The organism is Sphingobium sp. GW821-FHT02B05 (genome assembly GCF_059421905.1).
On record NZ_JBWKVW010000004.1, the window covers coordinates 143,869 to 161,793 of the forward strand.

The 17,925-nt window shown below is 64.7% G+C and carries 20 protein-coding genes; 10 read left to right on the forward strand and 10 right to left on the reverse strand.

Annotated elements, in window-relative coordinates:
• Nucleotide 1: 1 nt before the first annotated feature.
• Complete coding sequence (cobT, locus tag AC07UX_RS14870) at nucleotides 2–1,828, forward strand: cobaltochelatase subunit CobT (RefSeq protein WP_495192772.1); 1,827 nt, start codon at nucleotides 2–4, stop codon at nucleotides 1,826–1,828.
• Nucleotides 1,829–1,904: 76 nt separating this feature from the next.
• Nucleotides 1,905–2,375 (forward strand): GreA/GreB family elongation factor, encoded by a 471-nt coding sequence (locus AC07UX_RS14875; protein WP_495192773.1) that lies wholly within the window; start codon nucleotides 1,905–1,907, stop codon nucleotides 2,373–2,375.
• A 72-nt stretch (nucleotides 2,376–2,447) separates the two neighbouring features.
• Here AC07UX_RS14875 and AC07UX_RS14880 read toward each other — a convergent pair whose 3' ends face one another.
• The 3 genes from AC07UX_RS14880 to AC07UX_RS14890 all read right to left on the reverse strand — a co-directional run bounded on the left by AC07UX_RS14880 (nucleotide 2,448) and on the right by AC07UX_RS14890 (nucleotide 3,958).
• The gene (locus tag AC07UX_RS14880; RefSeq protein ID WP_495192774.1) at nucleotides 2,448–2,939 is read right to left on the reverse strand and encodes a Dps family protein; all 492 of its coding nucleotides are present in this window, start codon (nucleotides 2,937–2,939) and stop codon (nucleotides 2,448–2,450) included.
• A gap of 112 nt (nucleotides 2,940–3,051) precedes the next feature.
• Nucleotides 3,052–3,618 carry a TMEM165/GDT1 family protein gene (locus tag AC07UX_RS14885; RefSeq protein ID WP_495192775.1) on the reverse strand — a complete coding sequence of 189 codons (567 nt, stop codon included), beginning with the start codon at nucleotides 3,616–3,618 and terminating at the stop codon, nucleotides 3,052–3,054.
• A gap of 13 nt (nucleotides 3,619–3,631) precedes the next feature.
• Entirely contained in the window at nucleotides 3,632–3,958 is a 327-nt protein-coding gene (locus AC07UX_RS14890; protein ID WP_495192776.1) for a hypothetical protein, read from the reverse strand.
• A gap of 201 nt (nucleotides 3,959–4,159) precedes the next feature.
• Here AC07UX_RS14890 and rpmG point away from each other — a divergent pair, with 201 nt between their 5' ends.
• On the forward strand, nucleotides 4,160–4,327 hold the full coding sequence (gene rpmG / locus AC07UX_RS14895) for a 50S ribosomal protein L33 (RefSeq protein ID WP_120251096.1): 168 nt from the start codon (nucleotides 4,160–4,162) through the stop codon (nucleotides 4,325–4,327).
• A 206-nt stretch (nucleotides 4,328–4,533) separates the two neighbouring features.
• Here the strand turns inward: rpmG and AC07UX_RS14900 are convergent, their stop codons facing one another.
• Both AC07UX_RS14900 and AC07UX_RS14905 read right to left on the reverse strand, forming a co-directional pair.
• Entirely contained in the window at nucleotides 4,534–6,414 is a 1,881-nt protein-coding gene (locus AC07UX_RS14900) for a PhoX family protein (protein ID WP_495192777.1), read from the reverse strand.
• Between the two features lie 144 nt (nucleotides 6,415–6,558).
• A complete protein-coding gene (locus AC07UX_RS14905; RefSeq protein WP_495192778.1) occupies nucleotides 6,559–6,921 on the reverse strand; it encodes a response regulator in 363 nt (120 codons plus the stop codon).
• A gap of 67 nt (nucleotides 6,922–6,988) precedes the next feature.
• Here AC07UX_RS14905 and AC07UX_RS14910 point away from each other — a divergent pair, with 67 nt between their 5' ends.
• From AC07UX_RS14910 to AC07UX_RS14930, 5 genes are read left to right on the forward strand one after another with little or no spacing between them, the layout of a single operon-like run.
• Nucleotides 6,989–7,276 carry a DUF3572 domain-containing protein gene (locus tag AC07UX_RS14910; protein WP_495192779.1) on the forward strand — a complete coding sequence of 96 codons (288 nt, stop codon included), beginning with the start codon at nucleotides 6,989–6,991 and terminating at the stop codon, nucleotides 7,274–7,276.
• Nucleotides 7,273–7,929 carry an HAD family hydrolase gene (locus AC07UX_RS14915; protein ID WP_495192780.1) on the forward strand — a complete coding sequence of 219 codons (657 nt, stop codon included), beginning with the start codon at nucleotides 7,273–7,275 and terminating at the stop codon, nucleotides 7,927–7,929. The genes AC07UX_RS14910 and AC07UX_RS14915 overlap by 4 nt, the downstream gene beginning before the upstream one ends.
• Complete coding sequence (locus AC07UX_RS14920) at nucleotides 7,926–8,390, forward strand: RidA family protein (protein WP_495192781.1); 465 nt, start codon at nucleotides 7,926–7,928, stop codon at nucleotides 8,388–8,390. Before AC07UX_RS14915 ends, AC07UX_RS14920 begins: the two co-directional genes overlap by 4 nt.
• A 4-nt stretch (nucleotides 8,391–8,394) precedes the next feature.
• The gene (locus AC07UX_RS14925) at nucleotides 8,395–9,132 is read left to right on the forward strand and encodes a glycerophosphodiester phosphodiesterase family protein (protein WP_495192782.1); all 738 of its coding nucleotides are present in this window, start codon (nucleotides 8,395–8,397) and stop codon (nucleotides 9,130–9,132) included.
• Nucleotides 9,125–10,258 (forward strand): GNAT family N-acetyltransferase, encoded by a 1,134-nt coding sequence (locus AC07UX_RS14930; RefSeq protein ID WP_495192783.1) that lies wholly within the window; start codon nucleotides 9,125–9,127, stop codon nucleotides 10,256–10,258. The genes AC07UX_RS14925 and AC07UX_RS14930 overlap by 8 nt, the downstream gene beginning before the upstream one ends.
• Here the strand turns inward: AC07UX_RS14930 and AC07UX_RS14935 are convergent, their stop codons facing one another.
• Nucleotides 10,259–10,555, reverse strand: coding sequence for a hypothetical protein (locus AC07UX_RS14935; RefSeq protein ID WP_495192784.1), 297 nt, complete (start codon nucleotides 10,553–10,555; stop codon nucleotides 10,259–10,261). It lies immediately after the preceding gene.
• 225 nt (nucleotides 10,556–10,780) lie between these two features.
• Here AC07UX_RS14935 and AC07UX_RS14940 point away from each other — a divergent pair, with 225 nt between their 5' ends.
• A complete protein-coding gene (locus AC07UX_RS14940) occupies nucleotides 10,781–12,052 on the forward strand; it encodes a multidrug effflux MFS transporter (protein WP_495192785.1) in 1,272 nt (423 codons plus the stop codon).
• A gap of 132 nt (nucleotides 12,053–12,184) precedes the next feature.
• On the opposite strand, the gene AC07UX_RS14945 is transcribed toward AC07UX_RS14940, so the two are convergent.
• Nucleotides 12,185–13,747, reverse strand: a complete 1,563-nt coding sequence (locus AC07UX_RS14945) for an amino acid permease (RefSeq protein ID WP_495192786.1) — start codon at nucleotides 13,745–13,747, stop codon at nucleotides 12,185–12,187.
• Between the two features lie 170 nt (nucleotides 13,748–13,917).
• Here AC07UX_RS14945 and pgeF point away from each other — a divergent pair, with 170 nt between their 5' ends.
• Entirely contained in the window at nucleotides 13,918–14,682 is a 765-nt protein-coding gene (pgeF, locus tag AC07UX_RS14950) for a peptidoglycan editing factor PgeF (protein WP_495192787.1), read from the forward strand.
• Nucleotides 14,683–14,719: 37 nt separating this feature from the next.
• On the opposite strand, the gene AC07UX_RS14955 is transcribed toward pgeF, so the two are convergent.
• From AC07UX_RS14955 to AC07UX_RS14965, 3 genes are read right to left on the reverse strand one after another with little or no spacing between them, the layout of a single operon-like run.
• Nucleotides 14,720–15,598 carry an RDD family protein gene (locus AC07UX_RS14955; RefSeq protein ID WP_495192788.1) on the reverse strand — a complete coding sequence of 293 codons (879 nt, stop codon included), beginning with the start codon at nucleotides 15,596–15,598 and terminating at the stop codon, nucleotides 14,720–14,722.
• Nucleotides 15,582–16,616, reverse strand: coding sequence for a stage II sporulation protein M (locus AC07UX_RS14960; RefSeq protein ID WP_495192789.1), 1,035 nt, complete (start codon nucleotides 16,614–16,616; stop codon nucleotides 15,582–15,584). The genes AC07UX_RS14955 and AC07UX_RS14960 overlap by 17 nt, the downstream gene beginning before the upstream one ends.
• A complete protein-coding gene (locus tag AC07UX_RS14965; protein ID WP_495192790.1) occupies nucleotides 16,613–17,917 on the reverse strand; it encodes a DUF58 domain-containing protein in 1,305 nt (434 codons plus the stop codon). The genes AC07UX_RS14960 and AC07UX_RS14965 overlap by 4 nt, the downstream gene beginning before the upstream one ends.
• Nucleotides 17,918–17,925 lie beyond the last annotated feature (8 nt).

A 17,925-nucleotide genomic window follows, 5' to 3' on the forward strand; every position in this document is an offset into this window, starting at 1 on the left:
CATGACGGAGCGGTCCCCCATCGACGCCTTCAAGGATGTGCTGTCCGGCGTTGCGCGCGCGATCACGCGCGACGCGGAGGTCGAGGTCGGCTTTACCGCCGATACGCCCCATGTCGTGGGCAAGGCGATCAAGGTGCCGACGCCGGGCCGTGCCATGCCCGCCGATCAGGTGGCGCTGGCACGCGGCTTTGCCGATGCGTCCGCGCTGAAGCTGCGCCACCACAACCCCAGGATCCATGCCCTTTCGGCGCCGGGCGAGGCGGTGGCGCGCGCCGTGTTCGACGCGGTCGAGCAGGCGCGGGTCGAGGCGATCGGCGCACGGTCGATGGAGGGTGTGCGCGCCAACCTCAATCATGCGCTGGACCTGCGGCTGAAATCCGACGCGATCCGCCGGGCACGCTCGGCCGACGAGGTGCCGTTGTCCACCGCGCTGGCATTGAAGGTGCGCGAGCGGCTGACCGGGCAGGCCATTCCCAAGGACGTGGCGGCGGGCGTCGCCATGGTCGACCAGTGGATCGAGGACAAGGCCGGATCGGATCTCGACGCGCTGACCATGGCGATCGACGACCAGCGTGCGTTCCAGAAGCTGACGACGGCGATGCTGGAGCATCTGCAACTGATCGACGCCGATGTGCCGCCCGATACCGAAGAACCCGAATCGCAGGATGAGGGCGAGGATCAGGAGGACCAGCAGGAAGAAGGCGAGAGCGGCCAGGAGGAATCCGGCGATAGCGACATGAACGCCGAGGCGCGCGCCGAGGATCAGGGCGGCGACACCGAAGAGGGCGAAACCGACTATAGCGAGGATTTCGACGCCGACAGCGACGAAGGCGCGGACGATATGGGCGAAGAAGGCATGATGCCGGTCCGCCCGAACCGGCCGATGTCCGACCTGCCGCCCGGTTTCGATTACAAAGCCTATACGGTGAAATTCGACGAGGTGGTCGCGCCCGAAGAGCTGTGCGACGAGGATGAGCTGGCGCGGCTGCGCGGCTTTCTGGACCAGCAGCTGGTCAGCTTGCAGGGGGCGGTCACGAAGCTGGCCAACCGGTTGCAGCGCCGGTTGATGGCGCAGCAGTCGCGGTCGTGGGATTTCGACCAGGAAGAAGGGATGCTGGACGCGGCACGGCTGGCGCGGATCGTCATCGACCCGACCCATTCGCTGTCCTACAAGATCGAGCGCGATACCGAGTTTCGCGATACGGTCGTCACGCTGCTGATCGACAATAGCGGCTCCATGCGCGGGCGGCCGATCAGCATCGCAGCGATCAGCGCCGACATCATGGCACGCACGTTGGAGCGGTGCGGGGTCAAGACCGAGATTTTGGGCTTTACCACGCGCGCCTGGAAGGGCGGGCAAAGCCGCGAGGAATGGCTGGCCGCCGGGCGTCCGCCGATGCCGGGGCGTTTGAACGACCTGCGCCATATCGTTTACAAGAAGGCGGACGATCCATGGCGGCGCGCGCGCAAGAATCTGGGCCTGATGATGCGCGAAGGGCTGCTGAAGGAAAATATCGACGGCGAGGCGCTGCTCTGGGCGCATAGCCGGCTGATCGCGCGGCCCGAGGAGCGGCGCATCCTGATGGTGATTTCCGACGGCGCGCCGGTGGACGATTCAACCCTGTCGGTAAATAGCGGCACCTATCTGGAGCGGCATTTGCGGCAGGTGATCGACTGGATCGAAAACAAGTCGCCGGTGCAGCTGGTCGCGATCGGCATCGGCCATGATGTGACGCGATATTATCGCCGCGCGGTGACGATCATGGACGCCGAGCAGCTGGGCGGTACGATGGTAGAGCAGCTGGCGGGCTTGTTCGACGAGGATTGATCCCGACATAGGGACAGGCTCAGCCGTGCCGGATGCCGTCCGCGTCCGAACCAACTATTTGCAGGAGAGTGATGACGTGAGTGTCGCCTTTCGTCGCGAGAGCGACGATGAGCATATGGAGCCCAAGTTCGAGCTCCCGATCCCGCCCGGTCCCAATTGGGTGACGGCACGGGGATTGCGGCTGACGCGGGAAAAGGTCGAGGGGCTGGAAGCCGTCGATACCGCCGGGATGGAAGACGAAGCGGCCAAGAAGCATAAGCGGGTGCTGCGCTATTGGCGCACGCGGCTGGCGACGGCGGAGTTGCGGCCGGTCGCGGAACCGCAAGCGGTCGCTTTTGGCACGCGCGTTACGTATCGGCTGAACCGGCAGGAGAAGGTGGTGGCGCTCGTCGGCGACGATGAGGCCGATCCGCATGAAGGCCGGGTCAGCTTTTCGTCACCGCTCGCCCGCGCGATGATGGATGCCGAGGTCGGCGAGGCGGTGGATTTTGCCGGAAAGGTCGAGGCGATCGAAATCATGGCGATTGCGGTCGTGGATGAGGACTGAGGCACCCCCTGATCCATAAGAAAAAGCCCGCCGGTTTGCGCCGGCGGGCTCTTCATTTGGTTGAAACAGGAATCAGGCGCCGCGGGCGGCTTCGAACAGGAACCAGGCGCGTTGTTCGGCCTGATCGGTCCAGTCGTCGACAATGCCTTCGGTCGCGTTGTCGCCTGCTTCGGTCGCTGCCGCCTTCACCACGCGGAAGGTTTCGACCAGCGCCAGATTGTCGTCGCGCAATTCCTTCAACATGTCGGCGGGCGCCACGAATTCGGCGTCATTGTCCTTGACCGTCTGGTGACGGGCGATGTCGCCGATCGAGCGCAGGGTGACGTTGCCGGTCTTGCGCACGCGCTCGGCGATCAGATCGGTCACGCCCAGGATTTCGGTCGCCTGCTCGTCGAACATCAGATGATAGTCGCGGAAATGCGGGCCGGAGACGTGCCAGTGGAAATTCTTGGTCTTGAGATATAGCGCATAGGCATCCGCCAGGGCGCCGTTCAGCGCGTCGGCCACGGACTTGGTGGCATTGCTCTTGAGGTCGGTCGGGGTCTTGAGATCGGGGGCGGTCATGCACTGTCCTCCTGGTCGGCAAAATTGATTTCGGACATATAATGATCGCCAGGCAAGTTGGTGCCATTTTTTTGCGGTGCAAAATCCCGATCAACCTGATCCAGCCTATCGATCAGAGCAGGCCGATCGCCGACAGACCCATCAGCGCGCCCGTGATGAGCATCAATGCGCCGCCACTCCAGCGAATTGCGCGCAGCGGCAGTGTGGCCAGCAGGCGATCGCGAGCCAGCACCACGGGCACCAGCGCGGCGATGACGCCGATCGCGCCCCCTATGCCGGCCAGCCATGGGTCGGCGGTACGTGTGGCGATACCGAGTATCAGGAATTGCGGACCATCGCCGAAACCCAGGATAAAGAGGCCGATGACGGTGGTAAGGACCGCGCCAAGCCGCCAGCCGCCAAGCGCATCGGGCTGGCCGGCCGGCCAGAACAGGCCGGCACCCAGAAACAGGACGGAGAGCGCCATGAACAGCAGTCGGGCATCCGGTCCCAGCATCGGGCCGATCCAGGCACCGGCGAGCGCGGACAGCGCGGCGTTGGCGATCGCCGCCAGGACGATCCCCGCAATGATCGCGCCGTTGCGGTCGTAACGGGTGGCAAGCGCAAGCACGAGCAACTGGCTCTTGTCACCCATTTCGCCAAGCAGGCATCCCAGCAGGGCAATGAGCAATGCGTCCATCAGATCGTGCGAATCAGGCGTGCAACGGCAATGTGGCGACGCAAGCGGTGCGCGGGATCATCGCTACGATGGTGGCCTGCGGCATGTCGTCGCTGATCGCTGCACGCATCAGGTCCAGATAGGAGAGCACGATGGGACCAAGGCCGTGCAGCGACAGTGCCGATTCGAGCGTGCCGGCCAGCCCTTCGATCGTGTCGAGACGAAAGGCGCGGGCGATATGGCGGATCTGGGACAGTTCATCCTGCATGCGCGGCGCGGAGACATGGCCGCGCTGGCTCGCCAGGCCGTCAACCCGGCGCATCAGGTCGTTTAAAATGGCCAGTTTCGGATCATGTCGCATGGGAAAGTCCCCCGTCTGTCGCCCCATGAGAGATCATGCGCCCGATTGATTAAAGCCATGTAAAGCGTGGGTCGGGGACCACCGATTGCCGCCGCAGCCTTGACATGGAGCCGAATCTGCCCCAAGGGCCACCGCTGAAACGGGGCGGTCCGCTGTGGGCCGCTTTTCTTTTTACGCATTTCAAGACCAGGGAATAGGGCCATGGCCAAGCCGGCAACCGTCAAGATCCGTCTCGTCAGCACGGCTGACACTGGTTTCTTCTACGTCACCAAGAAGAATCCGCGCACCAAGACCGAGAAGTTCACCTTCAACAAATATGACCCGGTCGTGCGCAAGCATGTCGAATTCAAGGAAGCCAAGATCAAGTAAGCCGCTTGCGGGCCTGCCGCCCGCGCGCTTGATCCGTCGCTTCTGACGAACAGGAAAAGGCCCGCCTCCTTGGAGAGCGGGCCTTTTCCTGTTGCCGCAGATGCGATTTTTGGCACCAGAAAAGGGAGAGCCTGTGTAGGCCCTCCCCTTCCCTGACCTCTACCTCTCTGGCCCCTCCCGCAAGCAGGAGGGGCGTTTGACTTCGCTTAGTTGCCGACCGGCTGGCCGTCCGTACGACGGACCACGATGGTCGAGGAACGAGGCTGCTGGCCCGACACCGGCCAGTTGCCGGTCGGATGCTGGATGTTGATGAAGAAGTTCTTCAGGTCCGGCGTATAGGCGATGCCGGTGATTTCGCAGCCGGCAGGGCCGACCAGAAAACGCTTCGACTGTTTGGTGGCCTGATCGATATAATACATCGAGTTATTGCCGAACGCCTGGGTCATGTTGGACGCGGCGCCGTTCAGCGTGCCGGCGTTGCCGGTCAGGTTATGGTCGGTCTGCACCCAGAGGCGGCCCTGCGGGTCGATGCGAATGCCGTCGGGGCTGGAGAAATAATCCCCGTTGATATTGCCCTTCAGATTCGCTTCGGCCAGCGACGGATTACCCGCCTGAAGGAAGATTTCCCAGGTGAAGCGGGTCGCCAGCGGCGAATCGCCCGTTTCGCGGAATTTGAGGATATGGCCGTGCAGATTGGTGACGCGCGGGTTGGCGGCATCGGTCACGCGGCGGCTGCCATTGTTGGTCAGCGTCACGAAGATCGACTGCTTGTTCGGCGCGACCGTAATCCATTCCGGACGGTCCATGACCGTTCCGCCCGCGACGCGCGCGGCTGACTGGCAATTGATCAGCACATCGGACTGGGTGTTGAAATTGACCGTCGTCGGCGCAGGCGGGGTCGTCGACTGGCTGACGTTGCCCGGATCGGCGGCGCCGGCGACCAGGCCGTTCTGCCCCTGGACCATCGCGCGCCATTCGCCCGTGCCGTCTGCATTGAACCGGGCGACATAGAGCGTGCCATAGTCAAGCAGGTCGGTGTTGGCGGCACGATTGGTCGGGTTGAAAGCGCGGTCGGGCACGAATTTGTAGATACAGCCCGGCGTGGAATCGTCGCCCATATAGAAAGCGACGCGGTTGTTGGCGTCGGTCATAAAGGCGACGTTTTCGTGGCTGAACCGGCCCATGGCGGTCCGCTTCGTCGCGGGCGCCAGTTCCTGATAGGGGTCGATTTCGACGACCCAGCCATAGCTGTTGTTGGGCTGCGTCGGATCGAGATAGTTGTTCGTCGTTTCTTCGCAGGTCAGATAGGTACCCCAGGGGGTACGACCGCTGGAACAATTGTTCAGCATGCCGCGAATGGTCGATTGCAATGCGCCTGCGGCGGGGCCGCCCACCCGATAATCGGTGTTGCCGCTGTAGCGCTTGTTGAAGCGCGATCCGGCCTTCACTGCAAATTTGCCATCCGTGCCCTTGGCCACTTCGACCACGGCGATGCCGACGGCCGACAGGGCGATCTGCTTCTGTTCGGCGGTCGCGGTGGCCGCGTTGTAGGTGCCGTTGGAGAAGAGGATATTATAGTCGGGCAGTTCGAAGTTGATGGCGAGCAGGCCACCGCTGTTGGCATCGGTGCCCGACAGTTCGAAATATTCCATGCCGTCATGGTTGCCGCCGGCCCAGGCCGCCGTCTGGCTGACGCTGGTGGGGAAAGTCCCGTTGACGAAAGCGGTGCCCGGTTCGACCAGATCGCCGGCCTTCAGCACGACATCGACGGTGTAGCCCGACGGCACGGTGACCGTGTCGTTGCCGTTGATCGCTACGGACGCGAAGTTGACGCCGTAGCTGGGCGTGGGGGTCGGAGTCGGCGTGGGCGTCGGGGTCGGCGTGGGGCTGCTGTTATCGTCATCGTCGTCGCAGGCAGCCAGCGTACCGAGCATCGGCAGGATCGAGAGGCCCAGAAGGCCGTTCTTCAGCACGCTGCGGCGGCCGGGATTGGCGGCGACGATCGCTTCCAGGCTGTTTTCGCCCAGTGCGATTTCGGGCTGCGCGTCGCGATAGGGCGCGCGCGCCTCGTCGGTCAGATGAGACATTGTGGTTCTACCCCTGTGATCAGGCTATCGGCAGGGCGCCGCGCCATGGCGGAGGCAGTTGACAGAAGGACATGACGCCATCCCTTCCGAATGAAGGCGCCATGATGAAACGGCCGTGACAGGACGGTGACAATGCCTGCGCCGTTACAGGAGCGCGTTCACCTGCTCCACGAAGCGCAGCACGGAAATGGGCTTGGACACATAGGCCTGCGCGCCGGCCGCGCGAATCCGGTCTTCGTCCCCCTGTCCCGCATAGGCGGTGACGGCCATGATCGGCACGGCGCACAGGCGATCGTCCGCCTTTAACGAAATGATGAGATTCAGCCCGCTGACATGGGGCAGGTGGATGTCGGTGATGACGAGGTCGGGCAGGAAGCCCTGCGCCTGGGCCAGCACGTCACGCCCATCGCGCAGCGGCAACACTTCATGCCCGTGCGCGCGCAACAGGTCGCAAAAAAGTTTGAGATTGAGTTCGTTGTCCTCGACAACGAGCACGCGCTTTGCCACCAGTCACCCGCGGTCCGAAAATGCCTTTTGGAGCGCCCGAACAGCTGCTCCACCCCGAAAGCCGATCATGCGACCCGACACACAGAATGGCAAGCAGGATAGCAATCCCGACCCTGCGACCTTGGCGCTGATGGCGTTGGGATGGACGCTGAGCGACGGCGCGCGGGCCGACCGGTTGCTGTCGCTCACGGGGCTGGACGTCGATACGTTGCGCGCCGGGATCGGCGACCCCAGCATTTTGAGCGCAGTGCTGGCGTTTCTGGCCGACCATGAGCCGGACCTGATCGCCTGTGCCGAAGCGATCGACACGAAGCCCGCCGCCCTGATCGCGGCGCAGGAGAGATTGAGCCGATGACCCGCCCCCTGATCATCACCGATTGCGACGAGGTGCTGCTGCATATGGTTGTGCCGTTTCGCCAGTGGCTGGACGAGACGCATGATGTGCATTTCGACATGCAGGAGCGCGGCTTTGCCGAGGCGTTGCGCCACAAGGATAGCGGCGTGGTGGTGGAGCGCGAGCTGGTGTGGGAACTGCTCCTGGGCTTTTTCGAGACGGAGATGCACCGGCAGACGCCGATCGCGGGCGCGATCGAGGCATTGCACCGATTGTCCGCCATTGCCGATATCGTTGTGCTGACCAACATTACCGAGCGGCACCAGCAGCCGCGCGCCGACCAGCTGGCGACCCATGGCCTGCACCTGCCGGTCCATTGGAACCAGGGCGGCAAGGGACGACAACTGGCGAAGATCGTTGCGGATTGGCAGCCCAGCGTCGTCCTGTTCGTCGACGACCTGGCCGAACATCATCATTCGGTGGCGAACCATGCCCCCGACGTATGGCGGCTCCATCTGGTAGGCGAACCGGAAATGGCGGAATATGTCGAGGATGCGGCCCATGCGCATGCACGGATCGACAAGTGGGCGGCCGCCGAACACTGGATCATCGACAAGCTGGCGCAAGGGCCGGCCCCGATCGACATGCATAACAATCAAGGAGTCCTTTCATGAGCATCGAAGCCCGCCTGACCGAACTGGGCATCACCCTGCCGCAGGCCGCCGCGCCCGTCGCCGCCTATGTCGCGGCGGTCGAGGCCAATGGCCTGCTGCATATCAGCGGCCAGATTGCCCTTGCGCCCGACGGCCTGATGACCGGCCGTCTGGGCGAAGACCGCGACCTGGATTATGGCGTCGCCGCCGCGCGGGTCTGCGGCCTCAACATCATCGCCCAGATCAAGGCGGCGCTGGGGTCGTTGGACCGGGTCGAGCGGATCGTGAAGCTGGGCGCCTTCATCAGCAGCGCGCCGTCCTTCACCGACCAGCCCAAGGTCGCCAATGGCGCGTCGGAACTGATGGTCGAAATATTTGGCGAGGCGGGCAAGCATGCGCGCAGCGCGGTCGGCGTGCCGGTGCTGCCGCTGGGCGCGGTGGTCGAAATCGACGCGGTCGTGCTGGTCAGGCCGCAGGCCTGACCATTTGCCACCGTCAAAGCGGACGCCTGACTGGCTGAGCGCCCGGCCCTTCGCCCATCGCGGATTGCATGGGCCAAAGGACGGGCACATGCCGAGCGAAAACGGAATGGCGGCGTTCGACGCCGCCATCGCCGGAGGTTTCGGCATCGAATGCGATGTCCGGGCGAGCCGGGACGGCACCGCCTTCGTCTTTCACGACGCCGCGCTGATGCGGATGACCGGTCGCGACGCGGCGGTCGCGGCGATGGACGCCGCCACTTTGGACCAGATCCTCCTGCCCGACGGCGGCACGATCCCGCGCCTGTCGGCGCTACTGGCGCGATGCGCCGGGCACACGCCGTTGCTGGTGGAGATCAAGGCGGAAGGGCGACGGGTCGAGACCATTTGCGCGGCGGTGGCGCGCGATCTGGCAGCCTGGCCCGATGCGCCGGTGGCAGTCATGTCCTTCAACCCATGGGCGACACGCTGGTTTTCGCGACAGCGAGTTGGACAGGTTATTGGCCTTGTTCTGACGCAGCAAAATAAGGGCCGGCTGCGCGGGCCGATGGAACGCACCCTTGCACTTTGGCTGTCGAAACCCGACTTTCTGGCCTGTGATATTCGCGATCTGCCATCCCGCCTGTCCCGCCATGCCCAAGCCGGGGGAACGCCCGTGCTGACATGGACCGTGCGCAGCGAGGGCGAACGCGCGACCGCCGCCGCCCATGCCGACCAGATCATCTTCGAGCGGCCCCGTGACTGACGTGGTGGCGCGCATCGCGTCAGGGGTCGCGGATTTCGACAAGGCGCAATGGGATGCCTGTGCCGGACAAGGCAACCCATTCATAAGTTGGGATTTTCTTGTCGCGTTGGAGCGATCCGGCAGCGTAGGCGAAGGGAGCGGCTGGCAACCCTTGCCGATCGTGATCGACGGGCCGGACGGACAGATTGCGGCCGCCGCGCCGGCCTATGGCAAGAGCCACAGCCAGGGCGAATATGTGTTCGACCATGGCTGGGCCGAAGCGTGGGAACACGCGGGCGGGCAATATTATCCCAAGATCCAGATCGCCGCGCCCTTTTCCCCCGTGCCCGGTCCCCGGCTGCTGCTGCGCGACAAGGCCATGGCGCCGGCATTGATCGCCGGGATCGAGATGCTGGTGGAGCGCAACGCATTGTCGTCCGCCCACGCGACCTTCATCGCGCCGGACGAGGTGCCGCTGTTCGAGGCGGCGGGCTGGCTGATCCGGGAGGACAGCCAATATCATTGGACCAACCGGGGCTATGGCAGCTTCGCCGATTTCCTGGCCGACCTGTCGAGCGAGAAGCGCAAGAATATCCGCAAGGAGCGTGCCCGCGCGGTCGAGGGGCTGGAGATCGTCCACCTGACCGGCGATGACCTGACCGAGGCCCATTGGGATATTTTCTGGGATTTCTATCAGGATACCGGCGCGCGCAAATGGGGGCAGCCCTATCTGACCCGCGCTTTCTTCTCCATTTTGGGGGAGGCGATGGCGGACAGGGTTTTGCTGATCCTGGCGCTGCGCGATGGACAACCGATCGCGGGCGCGCTCAACCTGATCGGCGGCGACACGCTCTATGGCCGTTATTGGGGTTGTTCGCAGGATGTGCCCAACCTGCATTTCGAGCTTTGCTATTATCAGGCGATCGACGCGGCGATCGCACGCGGCCTCGGCAAGGTGGAGGCGGGCGCGCAGGGCGGTCACAAGCTGGCCCGCGGTTATGCGCCCGAGCCGACCTTTTCCGCGCATTTCCTGCCCAATGCAGGGTTCCGCCGGGCGGTTGCCGATTTTCTGGTGGCCGAACGGGAAGGCGTGCAGCGCGACCGGCTGTGGCTGGCCGAACGGACGCCGTTCAGGAAAGGCGGCTGATCAGGCGGCGCGCAGCTGGCCGGCAGCGATGATGGCGCGGGCCTGCCGCTGGGCTTCGGCGATCTGACGTGCCGTCATTTCTTCGGCGATTTCGGCACGCATCGACTGGCCTTGCTCGCTGCCACGCAGCGCTGCCAGGTTGAACCATTTATGCGCTTCGATCAGGTCAATCGGCAGGTCGCCAGTGCCGCAGCTATAGGCGACGCCCAGGTCGAAACACTCGTCCGCCGAACCATAGGTCGCCCGCGACTGGCGGGCCTGCATTAGAAATTCTGCGCTCTTGATACTGTTAGCCATGATGTTGCCCCCGTCGTTCAAACTAGCTCAATGGATTGCGACCCCTTTTCCACGAGCAGCAGGTTTGACCGGGAAGCGATAAAAAATGGTTAACGGGATTTTTGCCATGAAGGCCGGGCATTAGACTTTCCGCTAAGGCGCAAAGTGGATCGCGCTGCGCACTTCCGATGGCAGGTTGGCGCATTGGGACTGGAATCGGCGGCCCGTTGCCCGCATAGCCGCCCCATGAGTCCCTCCCCCCCCGTTTCGCCAGCCCCCGCCACCAAGGACATCCAGTTTCGCGAGTTCGTGCTGCTGTGCGCCTGCCTGATGGCGATGAACGCCATGTCGATCGACCCGATGCTGCCGGCCCTGCCCGACATCGGCCGTGACCTGGCAATCCCGCATCCCAATGATCGGCAGCTGATCATCAGCGTCTATTTTCTGGGGTTGGGTTTCGGATCGCTGCTGTTCGGCGTGCTGTCCGACCGGTTCGGCCGCAAGCTGGTATTGGGCAGCGCCATGGCTTTGTTCATCGTTTCGTCCGTCGCCTGCGCCAGTGCGCAAAGCTTTGTCATGATGCTGGCGGGGCGGGGCTGCGCCGGCTTCTTCGCGGGGGCAAGCCGGGTCATCACCGTGGGCATCGTGCGCGACCGGTTCCAGGGCGATGCGATGGCACGGGTGATGTCGCTGATCTTCGCGGTCTTCATGCTGATCCCGGTGATGGCGCCCAGTTTCGGATCGGCGGTCCTGCTGGTCGCGCCATGGCGCTGGATCTTCTGGGCGCTGGTCATATTGGCCAGCCTGATCCTGATATGGATGGTCGTGCGGCTGCCCGAAACACTGAAGCCGGAAAATCGCATGCGGATCACCCCGGCCGCCCTGTTCCAGACGGTCGCCCTGGTCATCCGCACGCGCAGTTCGATCGGTTATATGCTGGCCAGCGGCGTGGTGATGGGCGGCCTGATCGGCTTCATCCTGTCGGTCCAGCAGATTTTCTTCGACGTGTTCGACGCGCAGAAGATATTCCCGCTGGGCTTTGCCATGATCGCCGGCTGCATGGGCGTCGGCAGCCTGATCAACAGCCGGCTGGTGTCGCGCTTCGGCGCACGGCGCATGAGCCAGAGCGCGCTGATCGCCTTCATCTTGATCGCAGCGGTGCATCTGACGGTCATTCTGGCCGGCGCGGAGACGCTGGCGACCTTCATGGCGTTGCAGGCGATGACGATGATGACCGTGGCCTTCACCGCATCCAATTTCAGCGCCATTTCGATGGAGCCTTTCCACAAGGGTGCGGGCGTTGCCTCGTCCTTCCAGGCGTTCCTTACGACGGCGCTGTCCAGCGCGCTGGGCAGCATCGTGGGTCGCGCCTTCGACGGCACCACCCTGCCCTTCACCATCGGATTGCTCGTGTTCGGGATCGGATCGTTTCTGATCGTCCTGTGGGCAGAGCGGGGCAAGCTGTTCACCCGGCCGCATCATGGCGCGATGCGGGAGGCGGAAGTGGATTTCCACTGATCGGTGGCGCCTTGTCCAAGGGGCTTTGACAGGCTGCGCCCGAATGGGCGGGGAGATGATCTCAATCCTGTCCGGACATAGAAAAAGGGGCGGTTTCCCGCCCCTTTTTTGTGTGCGGAAAAGCTTACCGGATCAGGCGTCCTTGCCGCCCGGCGTGTGCGTGCCGGGAAGCGGCGGCACTGGCTGCGGCGGAATGTCGCTGTCCGCTTCCGCCACATCCACCACGCCGCGTCCGACATGGCTGCGGCTGCGGCTATAGGCGAAATAGACGATCAGACCGACGGCCGCCCAGCCGACGAACATCAGCTTGGTTTCAACGCCCAGGCTCCAGAAGAGATAGACGCAGCCGGCGATGGCAATCGGCGCGGTCACCATGATCGCGGGGGTACGGAACGGGCGGGGGCGGTTGGGATCGGTCTTGCGCAGCTGCATCACCGCGATCGAAACGGCGGCAAAGGCGAAGAGCGTGCCGGAGTTGGAGATGTCCGCCAGGATACCGACCGGGAAGAAGGCGGCGAACAATGCCACGAAGATGCCGGTCAGGATGGTGATGACATGCGGCGTCTTGTAGGTCGGATGGACCTTCGAGAAGACGGCCGGAAGCAGGCCGTCGCGGCTCATGACAAAGAAGATGCGGGTCTGGCCGAACATCATCATCAGGATGACCGAGGGCAGCGCAAGGCCAGCGGCAAGGCCGAGCAGGTTGCCGATCTGCGGCCAGCCGATTTCACGCAGGGTCCAGGCCAGCGCTTCCTTCGAACAGGTGACGGCTTCGGTACCGGCGGCGGCGAGCGCGGCGCATTGTTGCGACAGGGCGGTCGATCCGGGGGCCAGCACTTCGCCGGCCGGGCCAGCGACCGGCTGCGCACCGACGGTGCCGATGACGCCCGCGGCGACCAGCATGTAGAAGATGGTGCAGATGCCGAGCGAACCAATCAGGCCGATCGGCATGTTGCGCTGAGGATTTTTGGTTTCTTCAGCGGCGGTCGAGACGGCGTCGAAGCCGACATAGGCGAAGAAGATCGACGCGGCGGCAGCCGAGATGCCCGAAAAACCGAGCGGCGCGAAGGGGGTGAATTTGTCCATGTTGATGACCGGCAGGGCCAGCACGATGAACAGGGTGAGCGCCGATACCTTGATGAGCACCAGCACGGCATTGACGCTGGCGCTTTCCTTCGTGCCGATGACCAGCAGCCAGGTGACGAGGCTGGCGATCAGCATCGCGGGCAGGTTCACCATGCCGCCATCGAACGGCCCGCGGGTCAGCAGGTCGGGGATATCGAGGTGGAATGTATGTTCGATGAGGCCGACCACATAGCCGGACCAGCCCACCGACACGGCGCCCGCGGCGACCGCATATTCCAGGATCAGCGCCCAGCCGACCATCCAGGCGATGAGTTCGCCCATCACGGCATAGCTATAGGTGTAGGCGGAACCGGACACGGGTACCATCGCCGCCATTTCGGCGTAACAAAGCGCCGCTACCGCGCAGACGAAACCCGCGATGACGAAGGAGAGCATCATGCCGGGGCCGGCCTTTTGCGCGGCCTCCGCCGTCAATACGAAAATGCCGGTACCGATGACGGCGCCGATGCCCAGCATGGTCAGCTGGAACGCGCCCAGCGACCGATGTAGCGATTTCTTCTCGGCCGTCGCCAATATGGCGTCGAGAGGCTTTACGCGCCCGAAAATCATGAATGATGCCCTTTTGTCTTCGTTGTTTTGCCGGGCGGCCTTGCACCCGCTCCATTGGCTATGACGCGAGACTATCGCCTAATCCGCCACGCGCAAGTATGTTGCGTTCGCGCGACATTCCGATGCAGTAGCGGCGCGGACTGACATGGACCTGACCCAGGGAGTAGAGGATGATCGAACTGTTGCGCGCGCCGGGGCTGGAAAGCGTGCCCCATGGCTTTGCCGGACGGCGCGGCGGCGTGTCGAGCGGCATCCATGCCGGGCTGAATGTCGGCCTGGGATCGGCGGACGAGCGCGATGCGGTGCTGCGCAACCGCGATCTGGCCCGCGACGCGCTGTTGCCCAACGCGACTTTGGTGACGGTGCATCAGGTACATTCGCCCGACGTGGTGACGGTGACGTGCGGGATCGCCGAGGGGGATCGCCCGGCCGCAGATGCCATGGTCACGGACCGGCCGGGGCTGGTGCTGGGCATATTGACCGCCGATTGCGTACCGGTTCTGTTTGCAGATGCCGGCGCCGGCATTGTGGGCGCGGCCCATGCGGGGTGGAAGGGCGCGATCGGCGGCGTCACCGACCGGACGATCGACGCGATGGTCGCGCTGGGCGCCGACCCCGCGCGAATCGCCTGCGCGATCGGGCCGTGCATCGGCCGTCTATCCTATGAGGTGGGGGATGATTTTGCCGCCCGCTTTACCGGGGCGGACGGCGCCAACGAACGATTCTTCACGCCGGGCGGGCGGCCGGGCCATTGCCAGTTCGACATCGCCGCCTATGTCGCGGCGCGGCTGGCAGGCGCGGGGATCGGGCGGATCGCGATGCTGGACGAGGATACCTATAGCCAGCCCGACCGCTTCTACAGCTATCGCCGGTCCTGCCACGCCCAGGAAAGCGATTATGGGCGGCAGATTTCGATGATCGCCCTGCCGGGATAATCAAGCATCCGTTCGGTCGGGCGAAACGGGGCTGGGTTCAGCGCCGGGCGACGCTGGCATGCTTGTCTTCGCGGCGGCGACCGACCAGCATCCCGCGCTCCAACCGGGCGCACAAAGCCGCATAATAGTCGGAGAGGAAGCCATGGTCGTCGCCATCGTCGGGCAGGCCCGCCTTGCGCCGGATGGTCGCGGCGACGGTGACGATGGCATCGTCCTGTCCATTGCGCAGGACATTTTCCAGCGTCTGCAATTCGTAGATTCCATAGAGGTCGAGCGCGGCGTCGGTAAAGACGCGGCGCGGTTGCTGCGCGCGGGTGGCGACCAGATCCTCGCCCAGCTTGGCGCGGACGGTATTCACGACCCAGGTGCCCGCCAGCAAATCCCCCACCCGCAGCCGGTCCTGGTTGAACAGCGGGAAGAAGAGGAAGATGCCGGTCCAGCATAAAGCGAACAGGGTGAGGAAGCCGTCGGCCGCGCCATCCGCCGCCTGCATGCCGAGGAACGAGAGCGGCAGGAAAATCTCTATTTCGCGCAAGGCGTTGCGGGCGATGACCGCGCCGCCGGTCAGCCGCCCCCCGTCGCGCGCGACGACCCGCAGGCCGAGCAGCCGCTTGCCCGGCGTAGCGCCGCGCCCGCCCATTTCGAACAGGATGAACCAGCCGTTGCGCAGCATGAAGGCGCCGATCAGCCAGAGGATCATGAAGATTTCGGCGCGCGCCTTGGCGATGCCGAGCAGGCCGATCGCGACGGTGGTGAGGATCAGGCTGATGAACAGGATGAGGATGTCGAGGAGGAAGGCCGACGCGCGCGTCCCCACGCTCGCCAGTTCCAGGCGCAGATCGACCCCTTCGGGCGTGACGAAGCTGCGCCGCAGCGAGGCCGGTGCCTTCCTCTCGCGCTTACGCCGCCAACCCATCGCGATCCTCCTGCCGGCGGGGTAGGTAATAATAAGCGAGCCAGCCGGCGAGCGCGGCAAGGCCGATGCCGTAGCGCATCGCATCCTGCTGGATCGTCTGGCGCCCGATCCCTTCGAGCAAGCCGGCGACCAGCAGCATCAGCACCACGCCGGCCATGGCGATGGCGGCGCTGCGCCCGGCGATGACGGCGGCCTCCGTGCGTTCGTAGCGGCCGGGGAAGGCGACGGCGGTGCCGATCTTCATGCCCGCCGCGCCGGCCAGGATGATGGCGAACATTTCGGTCGAACCATGGATGGTGAGCCAGCCGAGAAAGTTGAGGCCCAGCCCCTTGCTGGCGAAGAGGCACAGCATCGCACCCAAGGTGAGGCCATTATAGAGCAGCAGCAGCACGGTGGGGACGGTGAAGGCAAACCCCAGGGCGAAAGCGAAGATCGCCACCTGGCTGTTATGGGTGAAGAGATAGGCGGCGAAGGTGGCAAGGCCCCCGCCCTCCTGCGTGCCATAGATGGTGGCGCGTAGCGTCTGCGCGCTGGCAGCAGGATCGCGTCCCCCGGCCATCGCGTCGGGGATGATGCTGTAATACCAGCTGGCGTCGGTCGCCACGAGCCACCAGCCGGCGATGACGCCCGCCAGCGTGAGGGCGAGGCATGTCAGCGTTTCGCGCCAAAGGCCCTGCACGGCCAGCGGCCAGTCGGTACGCAAGAAGCGGCCGAGCTGGCGCATGGCGGTATCAGGTACGCCGTAAAGCTGAAAATAGGCGCGGGTGCAGAGCTGTTCCAGATAGGTGATGAGCGCCCGGTCGAGCGAGGTTTCGCATGCCACCGACAGGGAGGAGAGCGCCGAGCGATACAGCAGTGGCAGCGCGAGGATGTCATCCTCCGACAGGGCGCGAACGGAGCGTTTTTCCATGCGGGTGACAAGCTGGTCGAGCCGGTCCCATTCCGCTTCGTGGGCGGCGCGGAAGCGACTGGCATTGACGAGCGGGGCCGCCGTGCGGCCTTCGACGAGCGCACTCACAGCAGGTTCCTCCGTTTGAGGTCGATATAGCCCTGGACCAGCCGGTCGGCGACGCGGTCATGCTCCGCCTCGATCACATGGGCGCCCAGATGACGCAGCCGGGTCAGCACGGTCAGCCGGTCCCGGAGCAGCGCCGCAGCGGTGACGGCGCGGGTGACGTCGTCGGCATTGGCGGGGCGGCGATCCAGGATGGATTCCAGTTCCTCGTCGCGCAGCACCACGACCAGCAGCAGATGCGTCTCCACCAGCCGGCTGGCCGCGCGGACCAGAAATTCGGCGGCGGTGAGGTCGGTAAATTCGGTGAACAGCACGATCATGGAGCGGCGAGTCAGCCGGGTCGCAAGCGTGGTGAGGGCATGGGTATAATTGCTTTCATCGCCGCTATAGTCGATCTGCGCGGCAAGCCGCTGAAGATCGCCGAAGGCGGCCGCGCCCGAAACGAGGCCGCTGGCGATGCGCGGGCGCGAATCAAAGGCATGAAGCGCGACCCGGTCGCCCAGCTTGAGCGCGACCCAAGCGGTGAGCAGCATGGCGGACACGACCCGATCGAGCCGCGGGAGGCCGGCGACCGGTTCGCTCATCTGCCGGCCGGCGTCGATCGCGAAGACGATCTGGTTGTTGCGTTCGGAGCGAAACTCCTTGGCGTGTAGCTTGCTATGTCGGGCGGACTGTTTCCAGTCGATCGCGCGCCGGTCCATGCCGGATCGGAACTCGACCAGCGCATCGAAATCGGCGCCGTCGCCGCGATCGACCTGCGCCATCAGGCCGGCAAGCGCGTGGCGCTGAAAAATCTGCGCGCCGCGATCATGCACCGGGCGGATGTCGGGCAGGATCGCCATGGTCGCGCCGAGCGGCAGGATGCGCTGTTTCCAGACGAGGCCGAGCGGCCCCTTCCAGCGGAGCCAGCCGCGTGTGACCCGCGCGGTGCCACGGCGGGTGGTATGCAGAGGAATCGCGGCGGCGGCCTGCCCGTCCGTCAGGTCGATCCAGAGGCCATCCTCATCCTGTGCCAGCAGGGGGCCGATATCGAGCAGCAATTGCGCGCGCGGCGTGCCGGGGATGGTGATCGTCGCCTTGCCCTGCACGCTCGCGCCGACGCTGACGGTTTGGGGGAGCGCCAGTTGCAATCGCGCCTGTGCCGGCCACGCCCCGCGCAGCGCATCGGCCAAACAGGCCAGCAGCACCGCGACCGGCCATGCCAGCGCAGCATACCAGCGGCCCGGCAGCATCAGCGCGACCAGCAACGTGACGGGCACGCCGGCCGCCGCGCAGAAGATCGCGGTGCGGGTGGGGTAGATCATCGGGCGGC

Bases quoted from the DNA above. Each gene is read 5' to 3' on its own strand.
- cobT (WP_495192772.1), top strand. From the start codon at position 2: ATGACGGAGCGGTCCCCCATCGACGCCTTCAAGGATGTGCTGTCCGGC.
- AC07UX_RS14880 (WP_495192774.1), bottom strand. From the start codon at position 2,939: ATGACCGCCCCCGATCTCAAGACCCCGACCGACCTCAAGAGCAATGCC.
- AC07UX_RS14885 (WP_495192775.1), bottom strand. From the start codon at position 3,618: ATGGACGCATTGCTCATTGCCCTGCTGGGATGCCTGCTTGGCGAAATG.
- AC07UX_RS14890 (WP_495192776.1), bottom strand. From the start codon at position 3,958: ATGCGACATGATCCGAAACTGGCCATTTTAAACGACCTGATGCGCCGG.
- rpmG (WP_120251096.1), top strand. From the start codon at position 4,160: ATGGCCAAGCCGGCAACCGTCAAGATCCGTCTCGTCAGCACGGCTGAC.
- AC07UX_RS14900 (WP_495192777.1), bottom strand. From the start codon at position 6,414: ATGTCTCATCTGACCGACGAGGCGCGCGCGCCCTATCGCGACGCGCAG.
- AC07UX_RS14910 (WP_495192779.1), top strand. From the start codon at position 6,989: ATGCGACCCGACACACAGAATGGCAAGCAGGATAGCAATCCCGACCCT.
- AC07UX_RS14915 (WP_495192780.1), top strand. From the start codon at position 7,273: ATGACCCGCCCCCTGATCATCACCGATTGCGACGAGGTGCTGCTGCAT.
- AC07UX_RS14920 (WP_495192781.1), top strand. From the start codon at position 7,926: ATGAGCATCGAAGCCCGCCTGACCGAACTGGGCATCACCCTGCCGCAG.
- AC07UX_RS14935 (WP_495192784.1), bottom strand. From the start codon at position 10,555: ATGGCTAACAGTATCAAGAGCGCAGAATTTCTAATGCAGGCCCGCCAG.
- AC07UX_RS14940 (WP_495192785.1), top strand. From the start codon at position 10,781: ATGAGTCCCTCCCCCCCCGTTTCGCCAGCCCCCGCCACCAAGGACATC.
- AC07UX_RS14945 (WP_495192786.1), bottom strand. From the start codon at position 13,747: ATGATTTTCGGGCGCGTAAAGCCTCTCGACGCCATATTGGCGACGGCC.
- pgeF (WP_495192787.1), top strand. From the start codon at position 13,918: ATGATCGAACTGTTGCGCGCGCCGGGGCTGGAAAGCGTGCCCCATGGC.
- AC07UX_RS14955 (WP_495192788.1), bottom strand. From the start codon at position 15,598: ATGGGTTGGCGGCGTAAGCGCGAGAGGAAGGCACCGGCCTCGCTGCGG.
- AC07UX_RS14965 (WP_495192790.1), bottom strand. From the start codon at position 17,917: ATGATCTACCCCACCCGCACCGCGATCTTCTGCGCGGCGGCCGGCGTG.